At 72.6% G+C, this 26,122-nt stretch carries 15 protein-coding genes; 10 read left to right on the top strand and 5 right to left on the bottom strand.

The genetic code is table 11. The features are described from left to right. Positions 1-332: 332 nt before the first annotated feature. Positions 333-1,667 (bottom strand): 4-aminobutyrate--2-oxoglutarate transaminase, encoded by a 1,335-nt coding sequence (gene gabT, locus ABEA26_RS02520; protein WP_345588743.1) that lies wholly within the window; start codon positions 1,665-1,667, stop codon positions 333-335. A gap of 257 nt (positions 1,668-1,924) precedes the next feature. Here gabT and ABEA26_RS02515 point away from each other — a divergent pair, with 257 nt between their 5' ends. From ABEA26_RS02515 to ABEA26_RS02505, 3 genes are all read left to right on the top strand, one after another. Beyond that, a complete protein-coding gene (locus ABEA26_RS02515; RefSeq protein WP_345588741.1) occupies positions 1,925-4,345 on the top strand; it encodes an ATP/GTP-binding protein in 2,421 nt (806 codons plus the stop codon). A gap of 182 nt (positions 4,346-4,527) precedes the next feature. After that, positions 4,528-6,207: a PucR family transcriptional regulator gene (locus tag ABEA26_RS02510; protein ID WP_345588739.1), complete on the top strand. Its 1,680-nt coding sequence runs from the start codon at positions 4,528-4,530 to the stop codon at positions 6,205-6,207. A gap of 308 nt (positions 6,208-6,515) precedes the next feature. Further along, complete coding sequence (locus ABEA26_RS02505; protein ID WP_345588737.1) at positions 6,516-7,961, top strand: aldehyde dehydrogenase family protein; 1,446 nt, start codon at positions 6,516-6,518, stop codon at positions 7,959-7,961. A gap of 130 nt (positions 7,962-8,091) precedes the next feature. Here the strand turns inward: ABEA26_RS02505 and ABEA26_RS02500 are convergent, their stop codons facing one another. Then, the gene (locus ABEA26_RS02500; RefSeq protein ID WP_345588735.1) at positions 8,092-8,676 is read right to left on the bottom strand and encodes a TetR family transcriptional regulator; all 585 of its coding nucleotides are present in this window, start codon (positions 8,674-8,676) and stop codon (positions 8,092-8,094) included. Positions 8,677-8,810: 134 nt separating this feature from the next. Between ABEA26_RS02500 and ABEA26_RS02495 the strand changes: the two genes are divergently transcribed. Beyond that, complete coding sequence (locus ABEA26_RS02495) at positions 8,811-9,674, top strand: class I SAM-dependent methyltransferase (protein WP_345588733.1); 864 nt, start codon at positions 8,811-8,813, stop codon at positions 9,672-9,674. Positions 9,675-9,850: 176 nt separating this feature from the next. Here the strand turns inward: ABEA26_RS02495 and ABEA26_RS02490 are convergent, their stop codons facing one another. Beyond that, positions 9,851-12,709, bottom strand: a complete 2,859-nt coding sequence (locus tag ABEA26_RS02490) for a glycoside hydrolase family 3 C-terminal domain-containing protein (protein WP_345588731.1) — start codon at positions 12,707-12,709, stop codon at positions 9,851-9,853. Between the two features lie 391 nt (positions 12,710-13,100). On the opposite strand from ABEA26_RS02490, the gene ABEA26_RS02485 reads away from it, so the two are divergent. From ABEA26_RS02485 to ABEA26_RS02460, 6 genes are all read left to right on the top strand, one after another. Further along, positions 13,101-14,789, top strand: coding sequence for an extracellular solute-binding protein (locus tag ABEA26_RS02485; RefSeq protein ID WP_345588729.1), 1,689 nt, complete (start codon positions 13,101-13,103; stop codon positions 14,787-14,789). 25 nt (positions 14,790-14,814) lie between these two features. Beyond that, positions 14,815-15,852, top strand: coding sequence for an ABC transporter permease (locus ABEA26_RS02480; protein WP_345588727.1), 1,038 nt, complete (start codon positions 14,815-14,817; stop codon positions 15,850-15,852). Beyond that, entirely contained in the window at positions 15,849-16,784 is a 936-nt protein-coding gene (locus tag ABEA26_RS02475) for a carbohydrate ABC transporter permease (protein ID WP_345588725.1), read from the top strand. Before ABEA26_RS02480 ends, ABEA26_RS02475 begins: the two co-directional genes overlap by 4 nt. 148 nt (positions 16,785-16,932) lie before the next feature. Continuing rightward, entirely contained in the window at positions 16,933-19,158 is a 2,226-nt protein-coding gene (locus ABEA26_RS02470) for a 1,4-beta-glucanase (RefSeq protein WP_345588723.1), read from the top strand. Beyond that, positions 19,158-21,134 (top strand): beta-galactosidase, encoded by a 1,977-nt coding sequence (locus ABEA26_RS02465; RefSeq protein ID WP_345588722.1) that lies wholly within the window; start codon positions 19,158-19,160, stop codon positions 21,132-21,134. Before ABEA26_RS02470 ends, ABEA26_RS02465 begins: the two co-directional genes overlap by 1 nt. Continuing rightward, the gene (locus ABEA26_RS02460) at positions 21,131-23,380 is read left to right on the top strand and encodes a glycosyl hydrolase family 95 catalytic domain-containing protein (RefSeq protein ID WP_345588721.1); all 2,250 of its coding nucleotides are present in this window, start codon (positions 21,131-21,133) and stop codon (positions 23,378-23,380) included. The genes ABEA26_RS02465 and ABEA26_RS02460 overlap by 4 nt, the downstream gene beginning before the upstream one ends. Before the next feature lie 150 nt (positions 23,381-23,530). Here ABEA26_RS02460 and ABEA26_RS02455 read toward each other — a convergent pair whose 3' ends face one another. Together ABEA26_RS02455 and ABEA26_RS02450 are read right to left on the bottom strand one after the other, a co-directional pair. Continuing rightward, the gene (locus tag ABEA26_RS02455; protein WP_345588720.1) at positions 23,531-24,718 is read right to left on the bottom strand and encodes a sulfotransferase family protein; all 1,188 of its coding nucleotides are present in this window, start codon (positions 24,716-24,718) and stop codon (positions 23,531-23,533) included. Between the two features lie 266 nt (positions 24,719-24,984). Next, positions 24,985-25,998, bottom strand: coding sequence for a LacI family DNA-binding transcriptional regulator (locus tag ABEA26_RS02450; RefSeq protein WP_345588718.1), 1,014 nt, complete (start codon positions 25,996-25,998; stop codon positions 24,985-24,987). Positions 25,999-26,122 lie beyond the last annotated feature (124 nt).

The following is a 26,122-nucleotide window of genomic DNA, read 5'->3' as shown; positions in this document are numbered from 1 at the left end:
GTCCGATCGGTGAGGAGACCCGGAACCCTCGGGTTCCGGTTGTGTGCGCGAGGCACGACCAGGTCGAAGCTGGGGAAGCCCCGGCCTGAGATCCGCCCACAGTCCCCTGTGGGCGGGTGTATCTCTCATCTGCGTCGAACCTACGGCAGGGGGTGGGCTCAGGGACAGGGGCATCGGCGTCCTGCCATCCACCCCGCACACCTTCTTCACACGCTCTGCGGTTCACCGCACCAGGCGTGCGAAACGCGGCTCAGATGGGCGTTCGGGCACTCGCCCACGTGCTCGCCCGGGGGCGGATCAGAGGCGGATCAGAGGCGGGTTCAGAGGCGGGTTCAGAGGCTGGCGAAGCCCTGCTCGACGATGTCGAGCCCCTCGTTCAGCAGGTCGTCGCCGATCACCAGCGGCGGCAGGAAACGCAGCACGTTGCCGTAGGTGCCACAGGTCAGGACCAGCAGGCCCTCCTGGTGGCAGGCCTTGGCGAGCGCGGCGGTCGCCTCCGGGTGCGGCTCCTTGGTGCCGCGGTCCTTGACCAGCTCGACGGCGATCATCGCACCGCGGCCCCGGATGTCGCCGATGACGTCGAACTTCTCGGCCATGGCGGTGAGGCGGGACTTCATGACCGCCTCGATGTGCTTCGCCCTGGCGTTGAGGTCCAGCTCCCTCATCGTCTCGATGGCGCCGAGCGCGCCCGCGCAGGCCACCGGGTTGCCGCCGTAGGTGCCGCCCAGGCCGCCGGGGTGTGCGGCGTCCATGATCTCGGCGCGGCCGGTGACGGCGGCCAGCGGAAGACCGCCCGCGATGCCCTTGGCCGTGGTGATCAGGTCCGGGACGATGCCCTCGTCCTCGCAGGCGAACCACTGGCCGGTGCGGCAGAAGCCGGACTGGATCTCGTCGGCGACGAAGACGATGCCGTTGTCCGTGGCGAATTCGCGGATCGCCGGCAGGAAGCCCTCGGCCGGTTCGATGAAGCCGCCCTCGCCGAGCACCGGCTCGATGATGACCGCGGCCACGTTCTCCGCGCCGACCTGCTTGGTGATCTGGTCGACGGCCTGGGCGGCGGCCTCCGGACCGGCGTTCTCCGGGCCGGTCGGCCAGCGGTAGCCGTAGGCGACCGGGACGCGGTACACCTCGGGCGCGAAGGGGCCGAAGCCGTGCTTGTACGGCATGTTCTTCGCGGTCAGCGCCATGGTGAGGTTGGTCCGGCCGTGGTAGCCGTGGTCGAAGACGACGACGGCCTGCCGCCCGGTGTACGCACGGGCGATCTTGACGGCGTTCTCGACGGCCTCGGCGCCGCTGTTGAACAGGGCGGACTTCTTGGCGTGGTCGCCCGGCGTCAGCTCGGCCAGCGCCTCGGCGACGGCGACGTAGCCCTCGTACGGCGTCACCATGAAGCAGGTGTGGGTGAAGTCGGCGAGCTGCGCGGACGCCTTGCGTACGACGGCCTCGGCGGAGGCGCCGACGGAGGTCACCGCGATGCCGGAGCCGAAGTCGATCAGGCGGTTGCCGTCGACGTCCTCGATGACGCCGCCGGCGGCGCGCGAGACGAAGACCGGCAGCGTGGAGCCCACACCCCGCGCGACCACTGCCGTGCGGCGGGCCTGCAGCTCCTGCGACTTCGGGCCGGGAATGTCGGTGACGACGCGGCGCTCCTGCGGAAGGGCGGTCATGGGGGCTCCTGGGGTCTTGCGGATCTTACGGACGCTTGCCTCTTTTCTCGCAGGCTAGGACCGGGAGAGGGGCGTCGGCATGCTCCATGTGGGCGTTGTCCGCGGAGCCGGTTGTCCGCGATGGACAGGAGGTGGACACGGTGACATGGGGACATGTCGACGCGGGGCCCGGCCGCGTAAGCGGTGAACTCCCCCTGGGAGGGCGTTAGATTGGCTTGCTGATGGTGTACGGAGCGGCTGGTCAGGGGGCAAGGGCGATGGACAGCGACGGGAACCGGGACGCGCGGGGTACGCACGCGAATCCTGTACCGCGTCCGGCGGGGCCCCCACAGGTGCCCGCCGTGCCGCCGCGGCCGGGCCGGGCTCCGGACACCCCGCCCGCGCCCGAACAGGTGCCCCGCATCTCGTCCACCGTGGCCGCCTGGCTCGACGCGGCGAGGCCGGCGGCCCGGCCCGGGATCTGGCGCTACGGCTACCACCCGCCCAAGGGAGCCCCGCAACGGCTCGCTCCGGTGACCGTCGTCGGCATGCTGGTCCCGCTCGTCCTGGCGATCCTGGTGTGGTCGTTCTGGCGGCGCGGCTACTTCCCGTACAAGAGCGTCTTCGTGCGGATGTTCACACCGGACGACTGGTGGTGGGGCGGCTCGGCGGTCTCCCCCAAACCGGTCGAGGGACGGACGGTGGCGGTCCCGGGGTGGGACGCCCTGTGGGTCTACGACGGCGTCTTCTTCGCCGTGCTCGTCGCGTCGGTGGTCATGCTCGGCAGCTGGCGCGCCGTCGTCCGCCACTACGTGGGCCGCCTGCCCCAGCCGGTACGCGGGCTGGTCACCGCGCTGTTCGCCCTCGTGGCCCTCAGTCTCGTATTCCCCGAGGCCTTCCCGGGCGTCGGGTGGCAGCCGGTGCCGGTCGTCGATCCGCTGCTCTCCCTGACCGTGCTGATCACGGACAGCTACGGGCTGATGGCCTCCGCCCTCTTCACGAACACGCTGTACGCGTGCGTCACGCTGCTCGTGGTGTGGCCCTTCGCCCGTCTCGGCGACTGGTGGCCGTACGCGAAGGAGCGGCTCACCTCCCGCAGGGAGAACGCCGCGCCCGACACCGCCGCGGTGCCCGCCCGCCCCCGTTCCCAGTGGCCCGACGTCCGTGACGCCGGCCAGCACCAGGCCGCCGAGCTGCTCACCGCCGAGGTCGGCGGCGGCCGTATGAACGACGTCGACTGCGCGCGCGTCGAACACGCCCTTGATGTCGCCCGGCGCGCCGCCACGCTGGACGCCTTCCGCAGCACCGTCCTGCTTCAGGGCGGCGCGGCCTGGACGCATCCGTCCGGCGCCCGCGACCTGCCTCGCCGGGCCGCCCGCCACGACCTGCTCGCCGGTCAGGTGCGGATCGGCCGCTGGGTGGCCGCGGAGCGGGCCCCGCTGCCCTACCACGACGCCGGGGCGGCCCTCGGTCCGGATGTGCTGGGCACCTCGCTGCTGGCCATCGGCCCTCCCGGATCCGGCAAGACCCGCACCCTCGTCGAGCCGGTCACCGAGGCGCTCGCGCTGCAGGCGCTCACCGGCCGCGCCGCCGTCGTCGCCGTCTCCGCCGCCGGCGACCCGCTCGGCGCGGACGGTTCCTTCGACGTGATCGTCCGGATCGGTGATCCGTCCTCGGTGCACGACCTCGATCCGTACGCCGGGTTCGACGACCCGGACGAGGCCGCCGCGATTCTCGCCGAGGCGCTGGTGGGCGACCTCGACACCGTCGGCACACAGGGCGCCGCCACCGCGCTGGCGCAGCTGCTCGGGCCCTTCCGCGCAGTGCACGGCCGCTTTCCCCCACTGGCGGAGCTGCGCGAGCTGCTGGGTGGTGAGGAGCGGGCGCTGACACCCCTCAGGGAGCGGCTCGCCGCGAGCGGGGACGACGTCATGCGCGGGGAACTCGAGGCGCGCGTCCGGCGGACGGGCGTGCCGGGCGACTGCGGGCGGGCCCTGGCCGACCGGCTGGCGCTGCTGAGCCGGCCGGCGTTCGCGGACTTCTTCGGCGGGGGCGGGCCGGACCGGACCTTCGCCCTGCGCGCGATCGCCCACCACCCCCTGCGGGTGCGGATCGATCTGCCCGCGCGCGGCCACGAGGAGGCCGGCCGGGTGATCACCCGGCTGGTCCTCGCACAGTTCCACGCCATCGCCCGGGAGGGCGGGCGCGCGCACTTCGCCGGTCTGGTCCTGGACGACGCGACGGGCGCGGTCACCGCGGAGTCGGTGCGCCGCGTCCAGCGGCTGCGGTCGCAGAACGCGGGCGTGCTGCTCGTCCTGCGCACCATCGGTGAGGTTCCCGAGCCGCTGCACGGCCCGCTCTACGGGGCGGTGGGCTGCCGTATGGCCTACTCCGGCGTCACGACCTGGGACGGCGGCCGGTTCGCGCAGGCGTGGGGCACCGAGTGGGTGGAGACGACGGAGGTCGCCAAGCACACGGTCTTCGCCGACCAGCCGATGACCCGGGCGTTCCACGCACTGCGCAAGTTGCTGACGGGCAAGGCGGTGACGACGGACGCCGTCACGGTGCGGCAGGTCGAGCGGGAGCGGTGGTCGGCGTCCGAGCTGGCGCACGCGGTGCCCGCCGGGCACGCGGTGCTGTCGCTGACGACCGTCGAGGGGGAGCACGCGCCGCCGCTGCTGGTGGATCTGCGCGGGTGACCTGTCCGGGCGGGCGCCCGGGACCGTACAGTGAGGCAAAATCGACACAGGTCGTTCATACGCGACGGCCAAAAGATCACGGATGGCCCACACCTCACACCTCCCACTCACGCGGAACCCAGTAGCACCCCAGTAGCTGACACCTCGCGCCGTTGACGCAGATCCGAAGGCTCAAGGTCCCCATGCCGCCCACGCTCGCCTCCCTCGTCCACCACTCCGCGCTCAGACTGACCGTGCGCGCAGGGGAGGACCGTCTCGACGTGCCGGTGCGCTGGGCGCACGTCAGCGAGCTCGCCGACCCCGTGCCCTACATGGAGGGCGGGGAGCTGCTGCTGATCACCGCGCTCAAGCTGGACGCCGAGGACCCCGAGGCGATGCGGCGGTACGTGAAGCGGCTGGCGGGCGCCGGCGTGGTGGGGCTCGGGTTCGCCGTCGGCGTCAACTACGACGACATCCCCGAGGCGCTGGTGGAGGCGGCGCGACAGGAGGGGCTGCCGCTTCTGGAGGTACCGCGCCGCACCCCCTTCCTCGCCATCAGCAAGGCGGTGTCGGCCGCGATCGCCGCGGACCAGTACCGTGCGGTCACCGCGGGGTTCGCCGCCCAGCGCGAGCTGACCAGGCAGGCGCTGACCGACGGCCCGGAAGGGCTGCTGGCCGCGCTGGCCACCCAGGTCGACGGCTGGGCGGCGCTGTACGACGCCTCGGGCGCCGTCGTCGCCACCGCACCGGAGTGGGCGGGCCGCAGGGCCGCACGGCTCACGGCGGACGTGAGGCGGCTGCGCGAGCGCCCCGCACCGGCCTCCTCCGTCGTCGGTGGAGCAGAGGAGAGCGATCACCCCGAGAACGCCGACCGGGTCGAACTCCACTCCCTCGGCACCTCCCGCAGGCCCCGCTCCGCACTCGCCGTCGGTACGGCCGGCGCCCTCGGCACCGCCGAGCGCTACGCCGTGCACTCCGCCATCGCCCTGCTGACGCTCACCACGGAACGCTCGCGCTCCCTGCACGAGGCGGAGCAGCGCATCGACGCGGCCGTACTGCGCATGCTGCTGGCCGGCGAACCCGACCACGCGCGCACGGTCGCCGGAGACCTGTACGGCGGTCTGCTGGACGCGCCCTTCCGGATGATCGTCGCCGAGTCGGCGTCGGCGTCCGCCGCGCGTGCGCACGCCGGCCCGCACGCGGGTGTGTCCGCCACCCGGACCAGGCCCTCCGCCGCCGCGCCGGCCGCCGTCGACACCGACCCGTTCGACGCGCTGGCCGAGGTCGTGGAGTCGGCCGCCGCCCGCTCCGGCGAGTCGGTGCTGGTCGTCCCCGAGGGAGAGCGACTGGTGGTGCTGGCCACGGACGGGGGCGCCGCCGTCGCCGCCTGCGTCGAGTACGCCTCGGCACTGGAGCCCGGCCGTCCCGCACCCGGGCCGATGGCGGGCGGCGACGAGGAGTGCCTGGTCGTCGGCCTGTCGGCGCCGTCCGGGCCCATCGCCGCGTCGGCCGCCTACAAGCAGGCCGAACAGGCCCTGTCGGTGGCCCGCCGCCGCGGACGGGTCTGCGTGGAGCACGAGCACCTGGCGGCCGGGTCGGTCCTCCCCCTCCTCGCCGACGACGCGGTGCGCGCTTTCGCCGACGGCCTGCTGCGGGCGCTGCGCGACCACGACGCCACCGGCCGGGGCGACCTGGTGGCGTCCCTGCGCGCCTGGCTCTCCCGCCACGGCCAGTGGGACGCGGCGGCGGCCGATCTCGGCGTCCACCGGCACACGCTGCGCTACCGGATGCGCCGGGTCGAGGAGATCCTCGGCCGTTCCCTGGACGACGCGGACGTACGCATGGAGCTGTGGCTGGCGCTGAAGGCGACGTCGTCGGAATAGCCCGAAGGGCCTCTTGGGTCACCCGCCCGCCGCCGAGTTCGGGTGAGCCGTCGGATGCCGTCGGTTGCGGGCGCTTCCCGGCGCACGAGTCGGCACCACAGGGCGAGGCCGGCTCGAGTGGGCCGCCCGGCCCGGCGACCGTTCGGTGGACGGGGACCGACCCGCCGCTCGTACCCCGCCAAAGCGTCGAACCGACCAGCCGCACCACTACGCCCCGGACAAGCGCCCCCCGCCGCCCTTCCCCCTACCGTGGAGCCGCAAGCCACGGAAACGTGCACACCCCCAACGCGGAAGGGCCGGGAACTACGATGACTTCCCCCCACGCCTTCTGGCTCGCCGGACGCCAGGCCACCGGCGAGGCCACCTTCGACGTCACGTCCCCCTGGGACGGCGGCCGGGTCGGCACGGTGAGCCTGCCGACCGACGCCCAGACCGAGGAGGCCGTGGCCGCCGCGTACGCCGTACGGGACGAGTTCGCCGCCACGCCCGCCCACACCCGCGCCGCCGCCCTGGACCACGTCGGCCGGCGCCTGGTGGAGCGCACCGAGGAGATCGCCCGCCTGATCTCCGCGGAGAACGGCAAGCCCGTCAAGTGGGCCCGCGGCGAGGTCGGCCGCGCGGTGTCCGTCTTCCGTTTCGCCGCCGAGGAGGCCCGCCGCTTCAACGGCGGCGAGGCCCAGCGCCTCGACACCGACGCCGGTGGTGAGGGCCGCCTCGCCCTCACCCGCCGCTTCCCCAGGGGGGTCGTCCTCGGCATCGCACCGTTCAACTTCCCCCTCAACCTGTGTGCCCACAAGATCGCCCCCGCGATCGCCGCGGGTGCGCCCATCATCCTCAAGCCCGCGCCCGCCACCCCCCTCTCCGGCCTGCTCCTCGGCGAGCTGCTCGCCGAGACCGAGCTGCCCGCCGGCTCGTGGAGCGTCCTGCCGGTCCCGAACGACCGCATGCCCGCCCTCGTCCAGGACGAGCGCCTGCCGGTCATCTCCTTCACCGGCTCCGAGGCGGTCGGCTACGCGATCATGGACTCGGTCCCGCGCAAGCACTGCACCCTGGAGCTGGGCGGCAACGGCGCGGCCGTCGTCCTCGGCGACTGGGCGAGCGACGACGACCTGGACCGGGCCGCGACGCGCATCGCGACCTTCTCCAACTACCAGGGCGGCCAGTCCTGCATCTCGGTGCAGCGTGTGATCGCCGACGCGTCGGTGTACGACCGTCTCCTGCCCCGTATCGTCGCCGCCGTCGAGGCCCAGGTCACCGGAGACCCGAACGACGACGCGACGGACGTCGGCCCGCTGGTCAGCGAGGCCGCCGCCGAGCGGGTCGAGGCCTGGGTGCGGGAGGCCGTGGAGGCCGGCGCCGCTCTCCACACCGGCGGCGAACGCGACGGCGCCTCGTACACGCCGACCGTCCTCACCGACCTCCCGGCCGACACCACCCTCGCCCGCGAGGAGGTCTTCGGCCCCGTCCTCAGCGTCCAGAAGGTGAGCGGCGAGGCCGAGGCCTTCGCCGCCGCCAACGACTCCAAGTACGGTCTTCAGGCCGGCGTGTTCACCCACGACCTCCAGGCCGCCTTCCGCGCCCACCGCGCCCTCGAGGTCGGCGGCGTCGTCATCGGCGACGTCCCCTCCTACCGTGCCGACCAGATGCCGTACGGCGGCGCCAAGCAGTCCGGCGTGGGCCGCGAGGGCGTCAGGTTCGCGATGGACGACTACACCTACGAGCGGGTCCTGGTCCTGACGGGCCTCGCGCTCTGAGCAACCCTGTGGATCGACCTCGTCGGTCATCCCTGCGGCCGACGGCCTGAATCCGGTGCGGCGGGGACGCTGTCTGCGCCGCACCGCGACGAGGCCGCCCGCCGGTGGCCCCTGGGAAGCGCCTGGCCGCCTAACCGCCCACCAGCGCGGTCACCAGGCGGTCCATGGCCGGCCGCGGGTCGGGGGCGCCCGGCCGGTCGGTCATCAGCAGGTGGTGGGCGGTGCCGACGACGGCGAGAGCCACGGTGTGCGGGTCGACGGCGGCCGGCAGCCGTCCGACGTCCCGCTCGGACTCCAGGTAGTCGGCTATCGCCTCCTGGATCGCGGCGAAGCCCGGCCCGCCGTCCCGCATGGCCTCGCGGACGCGCGACGCCGCGGCCGGGCGGGTCATGGCCAGCCCCGACAGAGCCGGGCCGCCGCGGTCGAAGAGTGAGAGGGCGACGGAGACGAGGTTCCCGGCCACCGTGCCCCGCCCGGCGAGTCCCTCCAAGGCCCGCGCCTTCGCCGCCGTCCGGGCGAAACGGTCGAGGCAGAGCTCGGCCACGAACTCGTCCAGCCCCGCGAAGTGCGTGTGCAGCAGCCCCTTGGCGCAGCCCGCCTCGGTGGTGACGGCCCGACTCGTGAGCGCGCCGGGGCCATCCCTCTCCACAACCCGCTCGGCGGCCGCGAACAGCCGCTCGCGCACGTCCGGCGTCGCCACTCCACGGGGTGACATGGGCCCGCCTTCCTTCAAGTGTTCGGCGCCGCGCGCGGCGTAATCCCCCGAATCGTAAGGCGGTTGCCACTATGGGCGCACGCCCATAGTGTTTGGGCGCACGCCCATTCTCCGTCCCGTCCCAGGAGGCACTCGTGTCCGAGATCGTCAACACCGAGCAGGCACAGGCGTGGAACGGCCCCGAGGGCGCCCACTGGGCGCGCAACCAGGACCGGTGGAACGCCGTGAACGAAGGCTTCAACGAGCCGCTGCTCGACGCCGCCGGGCTCGCGGAGGGGCACCGGACCCTCGACCTCGGCTGCGGTGCGGGGCAGACCACGCGCCTCGCCGCCCTCCGGACACCACAAGGCAGCGCTCTGGGCCTCGACCTGTCCGGCCCCATGCTGGCCGAGGCGCGGTCCCGGGCGGCACGGGAGGGCATCGACAACGCCACGTTCCAGCAGGGCGACGCACAGGCGCACCCCTTCGAGCCGGGCGCGTTCGACGCGGCGATCAGCCGGTACGGGGTGATGTTCTTCTCCGACCCCGAGGCGGCGTTCCACAACGTCGGACGGGCGCTGCGACCCGGCGGACGACTGGCCTTCGTCTGCCCCGCCGAGCCCTCGCTCAACGGCTGGGTGACGGCCATGTCGGTGCTGCGCGACGTCCTGCCGCTCGGTGACTTCGCCGCTCCGGGACTGCCCGGCATGTTCTCCCTGTCGTCGCCGGACCGGATCCGCGCCGTCCTCGCCGCCGCGGGGTTCCGCGGCGTGGCCGTCGACGAGGTCGAGGCGTACGGGACGTGGGGGCACGGAGCCGATGACGCGGCGGAGTTCCTGCTGAACACCGGGCCCGGCCGGCACTTCCTGGGCCAGGTCGACACGGCCGCACAGGACCGCGCCCGCCAGGTGCTCACCCAGCACCTCCGCGGCTACGAGGCGGGCGACGGCACGGTCCGGCTGCGCAGCACGTCCTGGCTGGTCACGGCGGACCGACCGGCCGACCCGACGGCCGCCTAGGGCCCGGGCGCAGCCCCCGTCGGCCGACGCAGCAGGTCCCGCAGCGTCGCGTACGAGTGGTCCCAGGTCCATTGGCCTACGAGATGGGCCTGGTCCGGGCCGGTGGCGAGTCGGGGGCCCGACTCCGGTAGGTACCGGTGCCGGGCCCCCTCGTCGTGCCGGTCTTCTCCGGACCCTCAGCCGGAGAAGCCGACGTGCGCGAGCCGCAGAGCGCCGCGCAGCCTGATGCGGAGATCGTGTACGCCCTCGGCGATCAGCGGGGCGTCCAGCTCCGTGTAGTCGTACGGTTCTGAGCCGGGGGCCGGCCGAGGCAGCACCGCCGCCGGGCCGCCGTCGAGGGCGATCTCCACGGTGCCCTCGCCGCCCGCCACCGTCACGGTCACGCCGGTGACACCCGTACCGAAGTCGCAGTCGCGGAAGAGCAGTTCGCCCGCCCGGCCGGCCACCGGCGTCACCGCGTCGCCCACCGCCTTCGTCCGGTCGACGATCTCCGTTCCGCTCTGCTCGTCGAAGCCGGCCGCCTCCAGGCCGCGTTCACGGACCGGGCGCGGGGCGGCGGGCTCGCCGTCCGGGGACACGGTCGCCGTCAGGCGTACGTCCTCGCTGGACGCGCCCACCAGCAGTGCGTACGGGCCCGGCTCGAGGCGCCACCGGTCGTGTGCGACGTCCCAGAACGCGAGTGCGGACAGCGGGAGTTCGAAGGAGACCTCCGCCGTCGCGCCCGGGGGAAGGGTGAGCCGGCGGTGGGCCAGCAGTTCACGGCGCGGACGCGGGACCGACGGGTTCTCGGCGCGGACGTAGAGCTGGGCCACCTCGTCGGCCGTGACGCTCCCGGTGTTGGTCACCGTGAAGGAGACGGACACCTTCCCGTCCCCGGCCCGCGCCGCCAGGTCCGCGTACGCGAAGGACGCGTACGACAGGCCGTGCCCGAAGGGGAACAGCGGGGTTCCCTCAAAGTACAGGTACGTCTGGCGGCTGCCGATCACGTCGTAGTCGAGCAGGTCCGGCAGGTCGGCGTCGTCGGCGTACCAGGTCTGCGGGAGCCGCCCGGCGGGGGAGACGTCACCGGCGAGGACCCGGGCCAGCGCGGTGCCGGCCGCCTGGCCGCCGTGCGCGGTCCACAGCACCGCGGGCAGCACCTCCGCGTCGACGGCGTACGGGTAGGCGGAGACCAGCGCCAGCACGGTGGCCGGATTCGCGGCCCGGGCCGCGCGCAGCAGGCGCTCCTGGTGGGCGGGGAGCCGCAGCGTCGTACGGTCCTCGGTCTCCCGGCCGTTGATGTGCGGGTCGTTGCCCGCGACCACCACGACCACGTCCGCCGCCGCGGCCGCCCGCGTCACCGCGTCCTCGCCGCGCTCGGTGACGACCAGCTCGAAGACCTCGGGCGTCTCGTCGCCCGCGAGGGCGTCCGGGGCGGCAACCTTCACGACGTCGGCGGCGACCTGGACGTGACGACCCGTCCCCAGGTGCCGGAGGAGGTGCCCGTTCCCGTGTGGTTCCAGGCGGAACGTCTCCTGCACGACCCAGCCGCCGGGCTGGTCGGCGGAGGCGCGGAGGCGGCCGTCCTCGGCGACCGAGAGGTAGCGGCCGTCGGGCGCGCGCAGGGTGAGGACGCCGTCGCCCCAGTCGACGAGCGCGAGTTCGGTGCCGTCGGCGTCGGTGGTGAGCGGCGGCAGGTCGGTGCGGCCGGCGAGCAGGGCCGGGTCGAGGGCGCCCTCGGCGCCGCGTGCCTCGTCGGCGGAGTCGTCCGACGGGGGCACGTGCAGGAACGTACCGGCGGAGGTCCTGAGCCGGACCCGGTCCACGCCCTCCGCGAAGCTCACCTGCTCGGCGCCGAACCGCTCGTACAGGCCCTCCAGCGGGGTGGAGCGGTGGATGAGCGTGCCGCTGTACCAGTCGAGCTTGCACTCGTCGGCGAGCAGACCGACGACGGCGACGCGGGTGCCCTCGGCCAGCGGCAGCACGCCGTCGTTCTTGAGCAGGACGACCGCCTGCTCGGCCGCCTCCCGCGCGAGCGCCCGGTGCTCCGGTGTGTCGAAGGCGGTCGTGTCCGAGTGGGGGTCGTGCTCCGGGTCGAACTCGCCGAGCCGGAAACGGACCGACAGCTGCCGGCGTACGGCCGCGTCCACGTCGGCCTCGGTCAGCAGACCCTCGTCGAGGGCGCCCCGGACCCGGGCGACGATCTTCGAGGAGTCCGTGCCGTGGTCGGTGAAGCTGTCCACCCCGGCCCGCAGCGCGGCGGCGGTCGCCTCCTCGTGGGTGTCGAAGTAGTGCTCGGAGTCGACCAGGTTGGAGGGGGCGCCGGCGTCGGAGCAGACCAGGAGGTCGTCCTCGGTCCAGGCGCGCAGATGGCTCTCCAGGTAGGGGGAGACGTGGTTGGGGCGGCCGTTGACCAGGTTGTACGCCGGCATCACCCCGGCCACCGAGCCCGCCTCGACCGTCTCGCGGAAGGCGCGCAGATCATACTCGTTCAGGACGCGCGGGCGGACGGACGACGAGCACGTGTCCCGGTCCGTCTCGTTGTTGTGCGCGAGCCAGTGCTTGAGGACGGGCGCGGTGCGCCAGTACGTCGGATGTTCGCCGCGCAGACCGCGGGTGTAGGCGGTGGCGATGGCAGAGGTGAGCTTCGGATCCTCGGAGTAGCCCTCCTCGCCCCGGCCCCACAGGGGATGGCGCAGCAGGTTCACGGTCGGGGCCCAGACGTTCAGGCCGACGCGCTCGTCGCGGGCGCGCATCGCCCGGACCTCCTTGGAAACCGCCTCACCGACCCGGCGCACCAGGTCGTCGTTCCAGGTGGCGCCAAGGCCCACGGCCTGCGGGAACACGGTCGCCGGGCCCATCCAGGCCACGCCGTGCAGCGCCTCCTGGCCGGTGCGGAAGGCGGCGATGCCGAGCCGTTCGACGGCGGGCGCGAACTGGTGCAGGAACGCGGTCCTCTCGTCGAGCGTGAGCCGCGACATCAGGTCGTCGACGCGCTTCGCGAACGGCAGGTGCGGATCACGGAAAGGCAGCGCGGGCGGCGTGGGTGCGGTCACGTGGAGTTCCCCTTGCGATGGAGCGGCGAAACGCTTTCGAAGCGCTTCGATGCTCAGTCGCACCAGGGGTGGGTGTCAAGACACTTCTGCGCATCACCTCCGATTTCTCATCGCAACCCAAGCGTCACATGACTGGTTTGGTGGGCGTTACCCACTCGATACCTCGGAGGAATTCTGGAGTCGACTCTTGTGCACCCCCAGGCGTTCACTTAACCTCGCAGCAACATCGAAGCGCTTCGACTATGAGGCTCTGATCCGGCAGCGCACCTTGAGGTGCGACGGAAACCGGGCATTCCTCCGACGACCGCTTCAGCTCAGCCAGTTCCACTCGAGACACCGCAGCCGACGGCCCACCGCCGGGTGTCCTGGTGCGCCATGAAGGGTTGACGCAATGACGCCGAACGCCGCCTCCGGTCCCAGCCGGAGAAAGTTCCTCGCCTCCACGGCGGTAGCCACCGCAGCGGTGGCGGGAGGGATGCCGCTGCTCTCCGCCTGCGGCGGTGGGTCGGACGGAGGTTCGCGGGACGGCACCACGTCGGGCAAGGACGCCAAGAAGCTGCTGCCCACGTACGTGGCCGGCAACGTGGTCACCCCCGACATCCCCAGCAAGAACGGCTCCGCGGTCGGCTTCACCAGCAAGCTCGACCTCGCGGGCCTGAAGACCTCGGTGCCGAAGAAGCTCGGCAAGGGCGGCAAGGTCACCGTCATGTCGCCGTTCTGGGGGTCCCCGCCGAAGGAGGACAACGCCTACTACAAGGCGATGAACGACCTCATCGGCGTCGACGTGGTCTGGCAGAACCAGGACGGCAACACCTACGACCAGAAGCTCGGCGCGGTCCTCGCCTCCAGCGAGGTGCCCGACGTGGTGGTCGTGCCCGGCTGGAACATGACCGGCAGAATACCCAGCGCCATCATCAGCAAGTTCGCCGACCTCGGCCCCTACCTCTCCGGCGACGCGGTCAAGGACTTCCCCAACCTCGCGGCCGTCCCCACCGACGCCTGGCAGCGCTCCATCTTCGGCGGCAAGCTGCGCGGCCTGCCGATGCCCTCCTCGTACGTGTCCGGCATCGTGCCGCTGTACCGCCAGGACATCTTCGAGAAGGAGGGCTACGAAGTCCCCCGCTCGTGCGACGAGTTCATGGCGCTGGCCAAGGAGGCCACCAACGCCAAGGCCAAGCGCTGGGCCTGCCTGGACATGAAGTGGACCGCCTTCAACGCCTTCGGCGTGCTCTCCGGCAACGAGAAGTCGCTCGGCTGGAACCAGGTCGACGGCAAGCTGATCTACCGCGCCGAGACCGACGAGTACCTCGAGGCGCTGGAGTGGACGCGCAAGCTGTTCGCCGCCGGGGTCGTGCACCCCGACGCCAAGCTGGGCAAGAGCAACGCAGCCGACCCCGGTCCCAAGTTCGCCGCCGGCGAGTTCCTCATCTACAACCAGGACACGTCCCAGTGGTGGAGCCGAACCGCGGAACAGGCCACTCAGAATCCCGAGTTCAAGATCTGGGGCATGGACTTCTTCGGGCACGACGGCGGTGAGCCCACGCTGTGGGCACAGAACCCGGCGAGCATCTTCGCCTTCGTCAACAAGAACGCGTCCGAGTCCGTGATCCGCGACGTGCTGGCCGTCGCCAACGTCACCGCCGCGCCGTACGGCACCAAGGAGTACATGGCCACCAACTACGGCGTGGAAGGCACCCACTACACCGTCAAGGACGGCGTGCCCACCAAGACCGACCAGGGCAACATCGACGTGATGAACGCCTACGTGATGGTGGCGAGCCCCGCCGCGACCATCGCCCACCCCGACTTCCCCGAGGTCGCCAAGGGCCAGGTCGAGTGGCAGCAGCGGATGGGGGCCTTCACCAAGAAGCCCACCTTCTACGGCATGCAGGTCACCGAACCCAACCGCTACACCAACCTGTCCAACGACTTCGAGCAGCTGGAGGACGACATCATCCGCGGCCGCAAGAAGGTCGCCGACATGCAACAGGCCGTCTCCGACTGGCGGAGCCAGGGCGGCGACAAACTGCGCGACTGGTACAAGAAGCTGCTCGACGAGAACGGCACGGCGGCGAGCTGACGGTACCGAGGCAAGGAGAACGGCCGTGTCCCACAACACGGTGCCCCGGACCAGAGCCGAGGCCGATGCGACGAAGAAGACCCCGGTGGCGCCCGACGACGCCGTCGGCCCCCGCGAGACGAAGCCGCCCTCAGGGAAGCTGAGCCTCAGGCTGAGGTTCCGGCGCGACCGCGTCCTGGTGCTGATGACGCTGCCGGCCATCCTGCTGGTGCTGCTCTTCAACTACGTACCGATCCTCGGCAACGTCGTCGCCTTCCAGGAGTACGACCCGTACATCAGTGAGAACGGGATCGTCTCCATCCTGAACAGCCCGTGGGTGGGTCTGGAGAACTTCCAGCGCATCCTCGAGGACTCGGCCTTCTGGAACGCGGTACAGAACACCCTGGTGCTGTTCGTCCTCCAGTTGGTGCTGTACTTCCCGATCCCCATCCTGCTCGCGCTGCTCATCAACAGCGTGGTCCGGCCCCGGGTGCGGGCGATCGCGCAGGCCATCCTCTACCTGCCGCACTTCTTCTCGTGGGTGCTGGTCATCGCCGTCTTCCAGCAGCTGCTCGGCGGGGCGGGACTCCTCTCCCAGCTGCTGCGCGACCACGGGTACGACGGGCTCAGCCTCATGACCGACCCGGAGACCTTCAAGTTCCTGGTCACCGCGCAGAGCGTGTGGAAGGACGCCGGGTGGGGGATCATCGTCTTCCTCGCCGCGCTCGCCTCGGTCAGCCCCGACCTGTACGAGGCCGCCGCGATGGACGGCGCGAACCGCTGGCGCCGCATGTGGCACGTCACGCTGCCCGCGCTGCGCCCGGTGATCGCCCTGCTGCTGGTGCTGCGCGTGGGTGACGCCCTGACGGTCGGCTTCGAACAGATCCTGTTGCAACGCGGCGCCGTCGGACCGGGAGCCGCGGAGGTCCTCGACACCTTCGTGTGGTGGAACGGCGTGCGCAACCAGGACTTCGGCTACGCGGCCGCCGCCGGCCTCGTCAAGGGCGTCATCAGTCTCGGCCTGGTCCTCATCGCGAACAAGGTGGCCCACCTCATGGGCGAGCAGGGGGTGTACAAGAAGTGACCGCCGTCATCGACAAACCCGCACGCACGCCCAGCCGGTGGGCGGCCCCGCCGCGCCCGGTGTGGGAGGAGAAGCCCCGCGGAGCCGGACTCCTCGGCAAGGGGCTGGTACTGCTCCTGGCCTGCCTGGCGATCGTGTTCCCGCTGTGGATCGTCGTCGTCACCAGCCTCTCCTCGCGCAAGGCCATCGACGAGGCCGGCGGGCTGGTGATGATCCCGACGGACATCACCTTCGTCGCCTACACGGAACTGCTCAGCGGCGGCCAGGTCACCCGCGCCGCGCTCGTCAGCATCGGCATCACCCTGGTCGGCACCCTCTTCTCCATGGCGGTGTCGGTGCTGTGCGCCTACGGGCTGTCCCGCACCGGCTCCCTCGGCCACCGCTGGATCCTCATGGCGCTGCTGGCCACGATGTTCTTCAGCGCGGGCCTCATCCCCACCTACCTGCTGGTGCAGTCCCTGGGGCTGACGGACACCTACCTCGCGCTGATCCTGCCCAGCGCGATCAGCGTCTTCAACATCCTGGTGCTGCGCGGCTTCTTCATGGGCATCTCGCAGGAGCTGATCGACAGCGCCCGCATCGACGGCGCCGGTGACCTGCGCATCCTGTGGCAGATCGTCCTGCCGCTGTCCCGCGCGGTCGTCGCGGTGATCACGCTGTTCTACGCCGTCGGCTACTGGAGCGCCTGGTTCAACGCCTCCCTGTACCTGAACGACCAGGACATGCTGCCCCTGCAGAACGTGATGATCCAGCTCGTGCAGAAGCAGGAGGCCCCGGTCGGCCTCGGCCAGGCGATCAAGACCGGTGAACTCTCCGGCCTGGCCGTGCAGATGGCGGTGATGGTCATGGCCCTGCTGCCGGTGGCCGTGCTGTCTCCGTTCGTCCAGCGTCACTTCAAGAAGGGGATGCTGACCGGCGCCGTGAAGGGCTGACGCCCCGCTCCCCGACCCCGTCGTGGCCGGTCGCTCCTGACCAGCGGCCGGCCGCGGCGGAACCTCTCGCTCCCGACCAGCCGCCGTCCATGACGGACCCGGCCGCTCCGCCCGTCCCTGCCCCGAGCCGCACAGAACGAGGTATGTCATGCATGCGTCCCTGTCACGCAGCCCGAGCCGGCGCGCCGTACTCGCCGGGACCGCGGTTGCCGCCGCGCTCACCGCCGTTCCGTTCGCACCCGGGCGCGCGCACGCCGCCGAGGAGAAGGCGGACGCCCCCGCGTACCGCTGGCGCAACGTCGTCATCGGCGGCACCGGGTTCATCACCGGCGTCCTGTTCCACCCCCGCGTCCGCGGGCTCGCCTACGCCCGTACCGACATCGGCGGCGCCTACCGCTGGGACGACCGCACCGACCGCTGGATCCCGCTCCTGGACCACCTCGGCTGGGACGACTGGAACCTGCTCGGCGTCGAGGCGATGGCCGTCGACCCCGCCCATCCGAACCGGCTGTACCTGGCCTGCGGCACCTACTCCCAGGCGTGGTCCGCCAACGGCGCGATCCTGCGCTCCGAGGACCGGGGCCGGACCTGGCGGCGCACCGACCTCACCGTGAAGCTCGGTGCCAACGAGGACGGCCGGGGCACCGGCGAACGGCTCCTGGTCGACCCGCGCGACAGCGACACCCTGTGGCTGGGCACCCGGCACGACGGCCTGTGGAAGTCGGTGGACCGGGGCGCCACCTGGGCCCCCGTCACCGGCTTCCCGGCCACCCCGAGCGCCACCGGCCAGGGCGTCACCCTCCTCGTCGCCGCCCGCCGCACCGTCTACGCCGGCTGGGGCGACGCCGACGGCACCGTACCGAACCTCTTCCGCACGCCCGACGGCACCACCTGGGAGCCCGTCCCCGGACAGCCCTCCGGCACCGCGGCCAGGGTCCCGGTCCGCGCCGCGTACGACCGGCACACCCGCGAGCTGTACGTGACCTACGCCGACGCACCGGGCCCGAACGGCCAGTCCACCGGCAGCGTGCACAAGCTGCGCACGGTGAACAGCCGTTGGACCGACGTCACGCCCGTCGAGCCCGGCGGCACCACCCCCGACGGAGCCGCCGACAGCTTCGGCTACGGCGGAGTCGCCGTCGACGCCCGCCGTCCCGGCACCGCCGTCGTCTCCACCAACAACCGCTGGGCCGCGGTCGACACCCTGTACCGGACCACCGACAGCGGCCGCACCTGGACGTCCCTGAAGGACTCGGCCGTCCTCGACGTCTCCGAGACCCCGTACCTGAAGTGGGGCGAGGAGCAGCCCAAGTTCGGCTGGTGGATCCAGGCCGTCGCCCTCGACCCGTACGACTCGAAGCACCTCGTGTACGGCACCGGCGCCACCCTCTACGGCACCCGCGACCTGAGGCGCTGGGCCCCGCAGATCCGGGGCCTGGAGGAGACGTCCGTGACCCAGCTGATCTCACCCCCGACCGGGGGAGCGCACCTGCTCAGCGGGGCGCGGGACATCGGCGTCATGTACCACGAACGGCTCACGGCGTCCCCGGCGCACGGCATGGCGACCAACCCCGTGTCCGGGTCGGCGACGGGACTCGCACAGGCGGCACGCAGACCGGCGTACGTCGTCCGGGCCGGCTGGGGCGACCACGGCAACGGCGCGTACTCCCACGACGGCGGACGGACCTGGGCGCCCTTCGCGGCCCAGCCCGACCTCGCCCCGAGCGCACCGGGACCGATCGCCACCAACGCCGACGGAAGCGTGCTGCTGTGGTCCTTCGTGCACTGGGACGGCACCAGGTACCCCGCCCACCGCTCGGCGGACAACGGCACGACCTGGTCCGAGGTCCCCTCCTTCCCGAAGGGCGCCACGCCGGTCGCCGACCCGGTGGACCCGGCGCTCTTCTACGCGTACGACACCGACGCGGGGACGCTGCTCGCCAGCATTGACGGCGGCCGTTCCTTCACCGCCCGCGCGACCGGGCTGCCCGCCGGCGACAGCCAGTACAAGCTGGTGGCGGCGCCCGGCCGGTCCGGCGACCTGTGGCTGAGTACCAAGTTCAACGGCCTGTACCGCTCCACGGACGGCGGCCGCGCCTTCACCAAGGTGGAGAGCTGCTGGGCCTCCCACACCCTCGGCTTCGGCAGGGCCGCCGACGGCGCCGGCTACCCGGCGATCTACCAGGTCGGCTCCACCGAGGCCATCACCGCCGTCTACCGCTCCGACGACGAGGCGAAGAGCTGGACGCGGATCAACGACGACCACCACCAGTGGGGGTGGACCGGCGAGACGATCACCGGCGACCCCCGCGTGTACGGCCGCGTCTACCTCGCCACCAACGGACGCGGCATCCAGTACGGAGAACCCCGCTGATGCCCAACCTGTCGGACACCACCCGCCACCGCATCCTCTACGGCGGCGACTACAACCCCGAGCAGTGGCCCGAGGAGACCTGGCACGAGGACGTCCGCCTGATGAAGGACGCCGGCGTCAACTCCGTCACCCTCGGCGTCTTCTCCTGGGCGAGGCTCGAACCGCGCCCCGGCGTCCACGACTTCGGCTGGCTGGACCGCCTGATGGACCTGATGCACGCAGGCGGCATCGGCGTCGTCCTCGCCACCCCCACCGCCTCGCCCCCGCCCTGGCTGGGGCACCTCCACCCGGACACGCTGCCCCGCGACGAGGACGGCCGCACCGAGTGGTGGGGAGGCAGGCAGCACTTCTCGCACTCCAGCGCCACCTACCGCCACCACGCCGCCGCCATCACCGAGGCCCTGGCCGCCCGCTACGCCGGCCACCCCGCCCTCACCATGTGGCACATCAACAACGAGTACTGCACCTACGACCACGGCGACGAGGCCGCCACCCGCTTCCGCCGCTGGCTCCAGGACCGCTACGACAGCCTCGACGCCCTCAACACCGCCTGGGGCACCGCCTTCTGGAGCCAGGGCTACGGCGACTGGGCCGAGATCCTGCCGGCCCGCCGCACCCACTACCTCAAGAACCCGACCCAGGTCCTGGACTTCCGGCGCTTCACCTCCGACATGCTCCTGGAGTGCTACGTCGCCGAACGCGACATCGTCCGCCGCCACACCCCGCACCTCCCGGTGACCACCAACTTCATGCCGCTCTGGTCCGGCCAGGACGCCTGGCGCTGGGCCCAGGAGGAGGACGTCGTCTCCGTCGACCTCTACCCCGACCCGCGCGACCCCTTCGGCGCGCAGGAGGGTGCCCTGGTCCAGGACATGACCCGCTCGCAGGCACGCGGCCCCTGGATGCTCATGGAGCAGGCGGCCGGGCCCGTCAACTGGCGTGGCGCGAACCACCCCAAGCCGCGCGGCCTCAACCGCCTGTGGTCCCTCCAGGCCGTCGCCCGCGGCGCGGACGCCCTCTGCTACTTCCAGTGGCGCCAGTCGAGGCAGGGCGCCGAGAAGTTCCACTCCGGGATGGTCTCCCACGCGGGGGAGCGGGGCCGTACGTACCAGGAGGTCAAGCAGCTCGGCGCCGACCTCGCGAAGCTCGGCCCGCACGCGGCGGACGCCACGGTCACCGCCGACGTCGCCGTCCTGCACGACTGGCACTCCTGGTGGGCCGGCGCCCAGGACGGCCGCCCCTCCACCCGCTTCGACTACCCCGACGTCCTGCGCGCCTGGCACCGCGCACTGTGGGAGTCCCACCTCACCACCGACTTCGCCCACCCGGAACACGACCTGACCCCGTACAAGGCGGTCGTCGTGCCCCAGCTCTACGCGCTCACGGACGCGGCGATCGACAACCTCCTGGCCTACGTCCGCGGCGGCGGCACCCTCGTCTGCGGCTTCCTGACCGGCGTCGCCGACGAGGACGACCGGGTCAGGGCCGGCGCCATGGACGCCCGGCTGCGCGAACTGTTCGGCATCCGCGTCCTGCACGAGTGGTGGCCCCTGGAGGCGGACGAGACGGCCCCCTGCGACGGCTTCCACGGCACCCTGTGGTCGGAGGAGATCGAACCCGACGGCACCGCCACCGAGACCATCCTCTACAGGGGCGGCGAGCTGGACGGACTGCCGGCCGTCCTCGGCAAGGGCCGCGCCTGGTACCTCTCCACCCTCCCCGAGCCACAGGCGCTGCGCGACCTGCTCGCCCGCGTCGCCGCCGACGCGGGCGCCCGCCCCGTGCTCGACGGGCTCCCGGCCGATGTCGAGGCCGTACGCCGCGGCGACCTGCTCTTCCTCCTCCACCACGGCCGCGACGAGGTCACCGTGGACGTCCCGGGCACCCACCGCGACCTGCTGACCGACGCGACCGTCACCGACCGCGTCACCCTCGGCCGCTACGGCGTGGCGGTCCTCACGGAGCCGGCCCGATGACCGGCTCTCCCCTCACAGAGACGCCGTCGGCCGGTGGGCAGGCGGCCGGCGGGCCCGTGCACGGCACCTGGGAGCCCGAGCCCGCCGCCCGCTGGGAGGACGCCTTCCTGACCGGCAACGGCCACCACGGCGCCCTCGTGTCCGGCGATCCGGACGCCGACCGGGTCGTCGTCACCCACCACACCCTCGTCCGCCCGAACGGCGACGACGAGTACCGCCGCCCACCCCGGCTCGCGGCCGCACTCCCCGCACTCCAGGACCGCCTGCTGGCCGGCGTCACGACAGCCGCCGAAAGCTTCACCGACGGCCGCCCGCTCCAATGGGTGCGCCCCTTCCACCCGGCGTTCCAGCTCCGTCTGAACAGACCGCCCGGCGACGCCCACGCCGCCTATCACCGCTCCGTCGACTTCACCACCGGCGAGACGACCGCCACCTGTGGCACCTGGACCAGCCGCGTCTTCGTCTCCCGTGCCGACGACGTGATCGTCCAGCACATCACCGCGCCACACCTCACCCTCGACATCTCCCTCGACCCCCGCCTCCCCGGCGCCCCCAACGGGCTGGGCGTCGGCCACGGCGCCGTCCTCACCCCCGAGGGCGCCCAGCTCAGCCTACGCGCCCGCTACCCCGGCGGCAGCGGCCTGGCGTACACCGGCGTCACCCTGGTCGCCGTCACCGGCGGCACCACGAAGCTGGCCCCGCCCGGCGTACTCGTCGAGGGCGCCACGGAGGTGCTGCTCCTCACCCGGGTGCGCCGGCACACCGGCGAGCTGGACGTGGCCACCGAGGGTCGAGCCCTGCGCGACCTGCCGGACGGGACGTCGTACGACGGCCTCCTCGGCCGCCACCTCGCCCTGCACCGCACCGCCTACGACCGCGTCACCCTCGACCTCGCCGCCGACCCCGCCGAACGCGCCCTGCCGGGCTCCGAGCTGCTCGGCCGCCCACGCGGCGCCGCCCTCCTGGAACGCCTCTTCGCCGCCGGCCGCTACCACCTCCTGTCGGCGAGCGGCATGCTCCCGCCCCGCCTGACCGGCCTGTGGACCGGCGACTGGAACACCGCCTGGTCCGGAGCCTTCACCACCAACGCCAACCTCAACCTCCAGACCGCCTCCGCCGCTGCCGCCGCCCTCCCCGAGGTCACCGAGGCCCACGCCGCGCTGGTTCACCGGCAGCTTCCGGACTGGCGGGACAACGCCCGCGCGATCTTCGGCACCCGAGGGGTCGTCGCCCCCTCCCACACGGACGGCGAGTCGGGACACACCTACCACTTCAACCGCGAGTACCCGCTGCACCTGTGGACGGCGGGCGCCGACTGGCTGCTCAAGCCCCTCGTCGACCACGACGACACTCGCGGTGCCCACGACCCCCGCACCACCGCCGCGCTCGCCGAGGCAGCGCTCTTCTACGAGGACTTCCTCACCCGGACCGACGAGAGCGGTGCCCTGCTCGTCGTCCCCTCCTACTCACCCGAGAATCGCCCGGCGAACGCCAGTTGGGGCACCGTCAACGCGGCCATGGACCTCTCCGCCGCACGGCACGCCCTGCTGACCGCCGCCGACCGCCATCCCGAGCACGCCGACCGCTGGCGCGCCCTGGCCGACCGTCTCCCACCGCACCGGACCAACGCCGACGGCGCCCTCGCCGAATGGGCCCGGCCGGGACTGCGGGACACCTACGACCACCGCCACCTCAGCCACCTCTACGGCGTCTGGCCGCTCGACGAGATCAACCCGTACGACACCCCGGCCCTCGCCGAAGCCGCCCACCGGGCCCTCGAACTGCGCGGCGCCGAGAACGACTCCGCCCACGGCCACCTCCACCACGCCCTGATCGCGGCCCGCCTGCGGGACGCCGAACGGGTCGCCCACGCCCTCGGCCAGGTACTCGACGGCGACTTCTTCCACGCGTCCCTGATGAGCGCGCACTACCCCCGCCGCGACGTCTACAACGCGGACGCCGCGCACGCGCTGCCGGCCGTGCTCATCGAGATGCTCGTGCAGTCCACCCCCAACCGGCTGGTCCTGCTGCCCGCCCTCCCGGAGTCCTGCCCGGCGGGCGAGCTCAAAGGCGTACGCACGCGGTTCGGGGCGGTACTCGACCTCACCTGGACGCCCGACGGCGACGCGACGGCCGTCCTGCGCCCCGGCCGCACGCACCGCGTGGAACTCCGGACCCCCTTCGGCGCCGAACCGCTCGACCTCGTCGCCGGCGAGGACCGCGTCATCAGCGTCAAGGCGCGGTAGCACCACCACCGCACCACCACCGCACCACAACAACGTCCGGTGCTCGGGCGCCGGCAGCCGGCGTGCCCGCGCACCTCGGTCTCGCACTCGGACTCGGGAAGCGCGTCGGCCGCAGCCGACGCTGCCCTCCCCGGCCGGGCGGCCGTGCCGTCAGGCGCGGTCGACCTCGGCCCGCAGCGCGTTGTACCCCGCGAAGGCGGATTCGACGCCGGCGCGGGTCAGGCCGTACCGGGACAGCTCGTACCGGTGCGGGCGGGTGCCCTTGGGCCGGGCTGCGACCCCGGCGAGCCGGGCGGCCTCGGCGTCGGTCCAGCGGGCGCCGACGGCGGCGTAGAGCTTGGGCGCGCCCACGCCCGGATCGGAACCGAGCCAGGAGTACGGGACGTCCACCAGCGACTGCCGGGGGATGGCGGCACGGGCCGCGAGACCACGCGCCGCGGAACGACTCAGCAGGTCCAGCCAGGTGGCGCCGATGGCGTGCCGGTCGACGGGGCGGGTGCCGAGGACCATGCCGTGCTCGACCAGGCTGCAGAACGACGCCACGGCGGTGACCGGGTCGCGGTGGGTCCACACGATGGTGGCGTCCGGGAAGACGGTGTGCAGTGCGTCGAGGTTCTCCAGGTGCATGGGGGACTTGAGGATCCAGCGGCGGCGCGGGCGGCCGTACTGGAGCACCTGGTAGACCTGCTTGAGGTGACGGTAGTCGGGGACGAAGTCCCGCTCGTAGTGCCAGGCCTGGTATGCGGGGATCCGTGCCGAGGACAGCGGCATCAGGGCGTGCGGCAGGGCGAAGGTGCACTCCTCGGGGCCGTCGGCGGTCATCGGGTGGATGTCGCGGAAGCGCGGCGCGAACAGGTTGGTGCCGTCCACCAGCCGCCGCGCGGGCGCCGTCGCCCTGCGTCGCCCTCCGGGAGGCACCTCCAGGCCGGGGGTGAGCAGCTCCCACAGCCGGGGGGAGCGGTGCGCGTCCGACAGGGACAGCACGCCGTGTGTGAGCGTCGTCGCGGTGCGCGGCAGGCCCACCACGAACACCGGTTTCTCGACGGGTTCGCGCTCGATGCCGGGATGCCCGGCGATCAGCCGCCGGATCCGGGCCCGGTTGGCGAGGTGTCTGCGGACGTGGGACCGCGCGGACTGCCAGCCGACCGGGGTGAGGTTCTCGGCCCCGGCCCACCAGCGCAGCAGGGAACGGAAGTCGTCCGCGAACCGCTCGTCGCCCACCACCCCACCCGCCCGTGCCAGGAGCCGGTCGAAGGTCCGGTCGGGCGTACGACGTGAGCCGAACGCGGGTCGCAACGCCAGGTCGGCGAGGCTGAGGGCGAGCGGAGTCGAGGGCACGGAATTCCTTTCGCGTCCGAACAACTGTACTGCGGTACAGGCAAGTTGACACGAGAACGCGGACTTCGCCGACGGGGCGGCCGGGGCCGGTCCCGTCGGCGACCCCTCGGGTACGGCCGCTACCGGGCCACCGGCGACTCGGCCCCGTCCCGCAGGAACAGCGGGATGCGGTCCAGCGGCGCGTCCACCGTCACGCTCGCCCCGCCCTCGTCGAAGGTGCGGGAGTTCTCAGGCTGGGCCGTGCGGCCGGTGAGCGGTCAGACGGTCTACGACCGGACGGGCGCCGGCCCCGAGCTGGCTCGCACCGTCAGCTCCGGTGCGAGCAGCACGACCTCGTCGCTCCCGCGCCCGTCGAGCTTGGCGACCAGCTGCTCCACGGCGTGCCGGCCCATCTCCTGCGCGGGTACGGCGACCGACGTGAGCCGCACCGAGGCCTGGGTGGCGACCTGCTCGGGGCAGACCGCGACCACCGACACGTCCTCGGGCACCGCTCGGCCCTGCTGGCGCAGCAGGGCGAGCAGCGGCTCGACCGCCGACTCGTTCTGGACGACGAAGCCCGTGGTGTCAGGGCGTTCGTCGAAGACGCGGGCGAGGGTCGCGGCCATCGCGTCGTATCCGCCCTCGCAGGAGCGGTGCAGCAGCCGCAGCCCGAGCTCCCGCGCCCGGGTGCGCAGCCCGTCGAGGGTGCGCTCGGCGAAGCCGGTGTGCCGTTCGTAGACCGCGGGAGCCGCACCGATCACAGCGATGTCCCGGTGCCCCAGCTTCGCCAGATGCTCCGCACACAGCGCGCCGGTCGCCCGGAAGTCGAGGTCGACGCAGGTCAGGCCGGTGGTGTCGGCGGGCAGACCGATCAGGACCGACGGCTGGTCCGTGCCGCGCAGCAGGGGCAGCCGCTCGTCGTCGAGTTCGACGTCCATCACGATCATCGCGTCCGCGAGCCCGCTGCCGGTGACGCGGCGCGCCGCATCGGGGCCCTCCTCGCCGGTCAGCAGCAGGATGTCGTACCCGTGATTGCGCGCGCTGGTCGCGACGGCGATGGCGATCTCCATCATCACCGGCACGTACATGTCCGTGCGCAGCGGGATCATCAGCGCGATGATGTTCGACCTGCTGCTGGCCAGGGCGCGGGCGCCGGCGTTCGGGTGGTAGCCGAGCTTACGGATGCTCTCCTCGACCCGCTGCCGGGTGGTGGTGGAGATGGACCGCTTGCCGCTGAGGACGTAGCTCACCGTGCTCGCCGAGACTCCGGCGTGCTGGGCGACCTCGGCGAGGGTGACCATCCAGCTCTCCAAGCTTTGTGAAGCGCTTCGACAGCGCGCGGGGTGGACGAAAGCGGGTGAGGGTGGTTCGACATTAACCGCAGCGGGGGTGGGTGTCCATAGGTTGTCGAAGCGCTTCGACACC

Origin of the sequence: Streptomyces marokkonensis, from assembly GCF_039539045.1 — a bacterium.
In the GTDB taxonomy this organism is placed as follows: domain Bacteria; phylum Actinomycetota; class Actinomycetes; order Streptomycetales; family Streptomycetaceae; genus Streptomyces; species Streptomyces marokkonensis.
The sequence above is the reverse complement of the archived record's forward strand: the minus strand, read 5'-3'. Positions and strand labels throughout refer to the sequence as shown.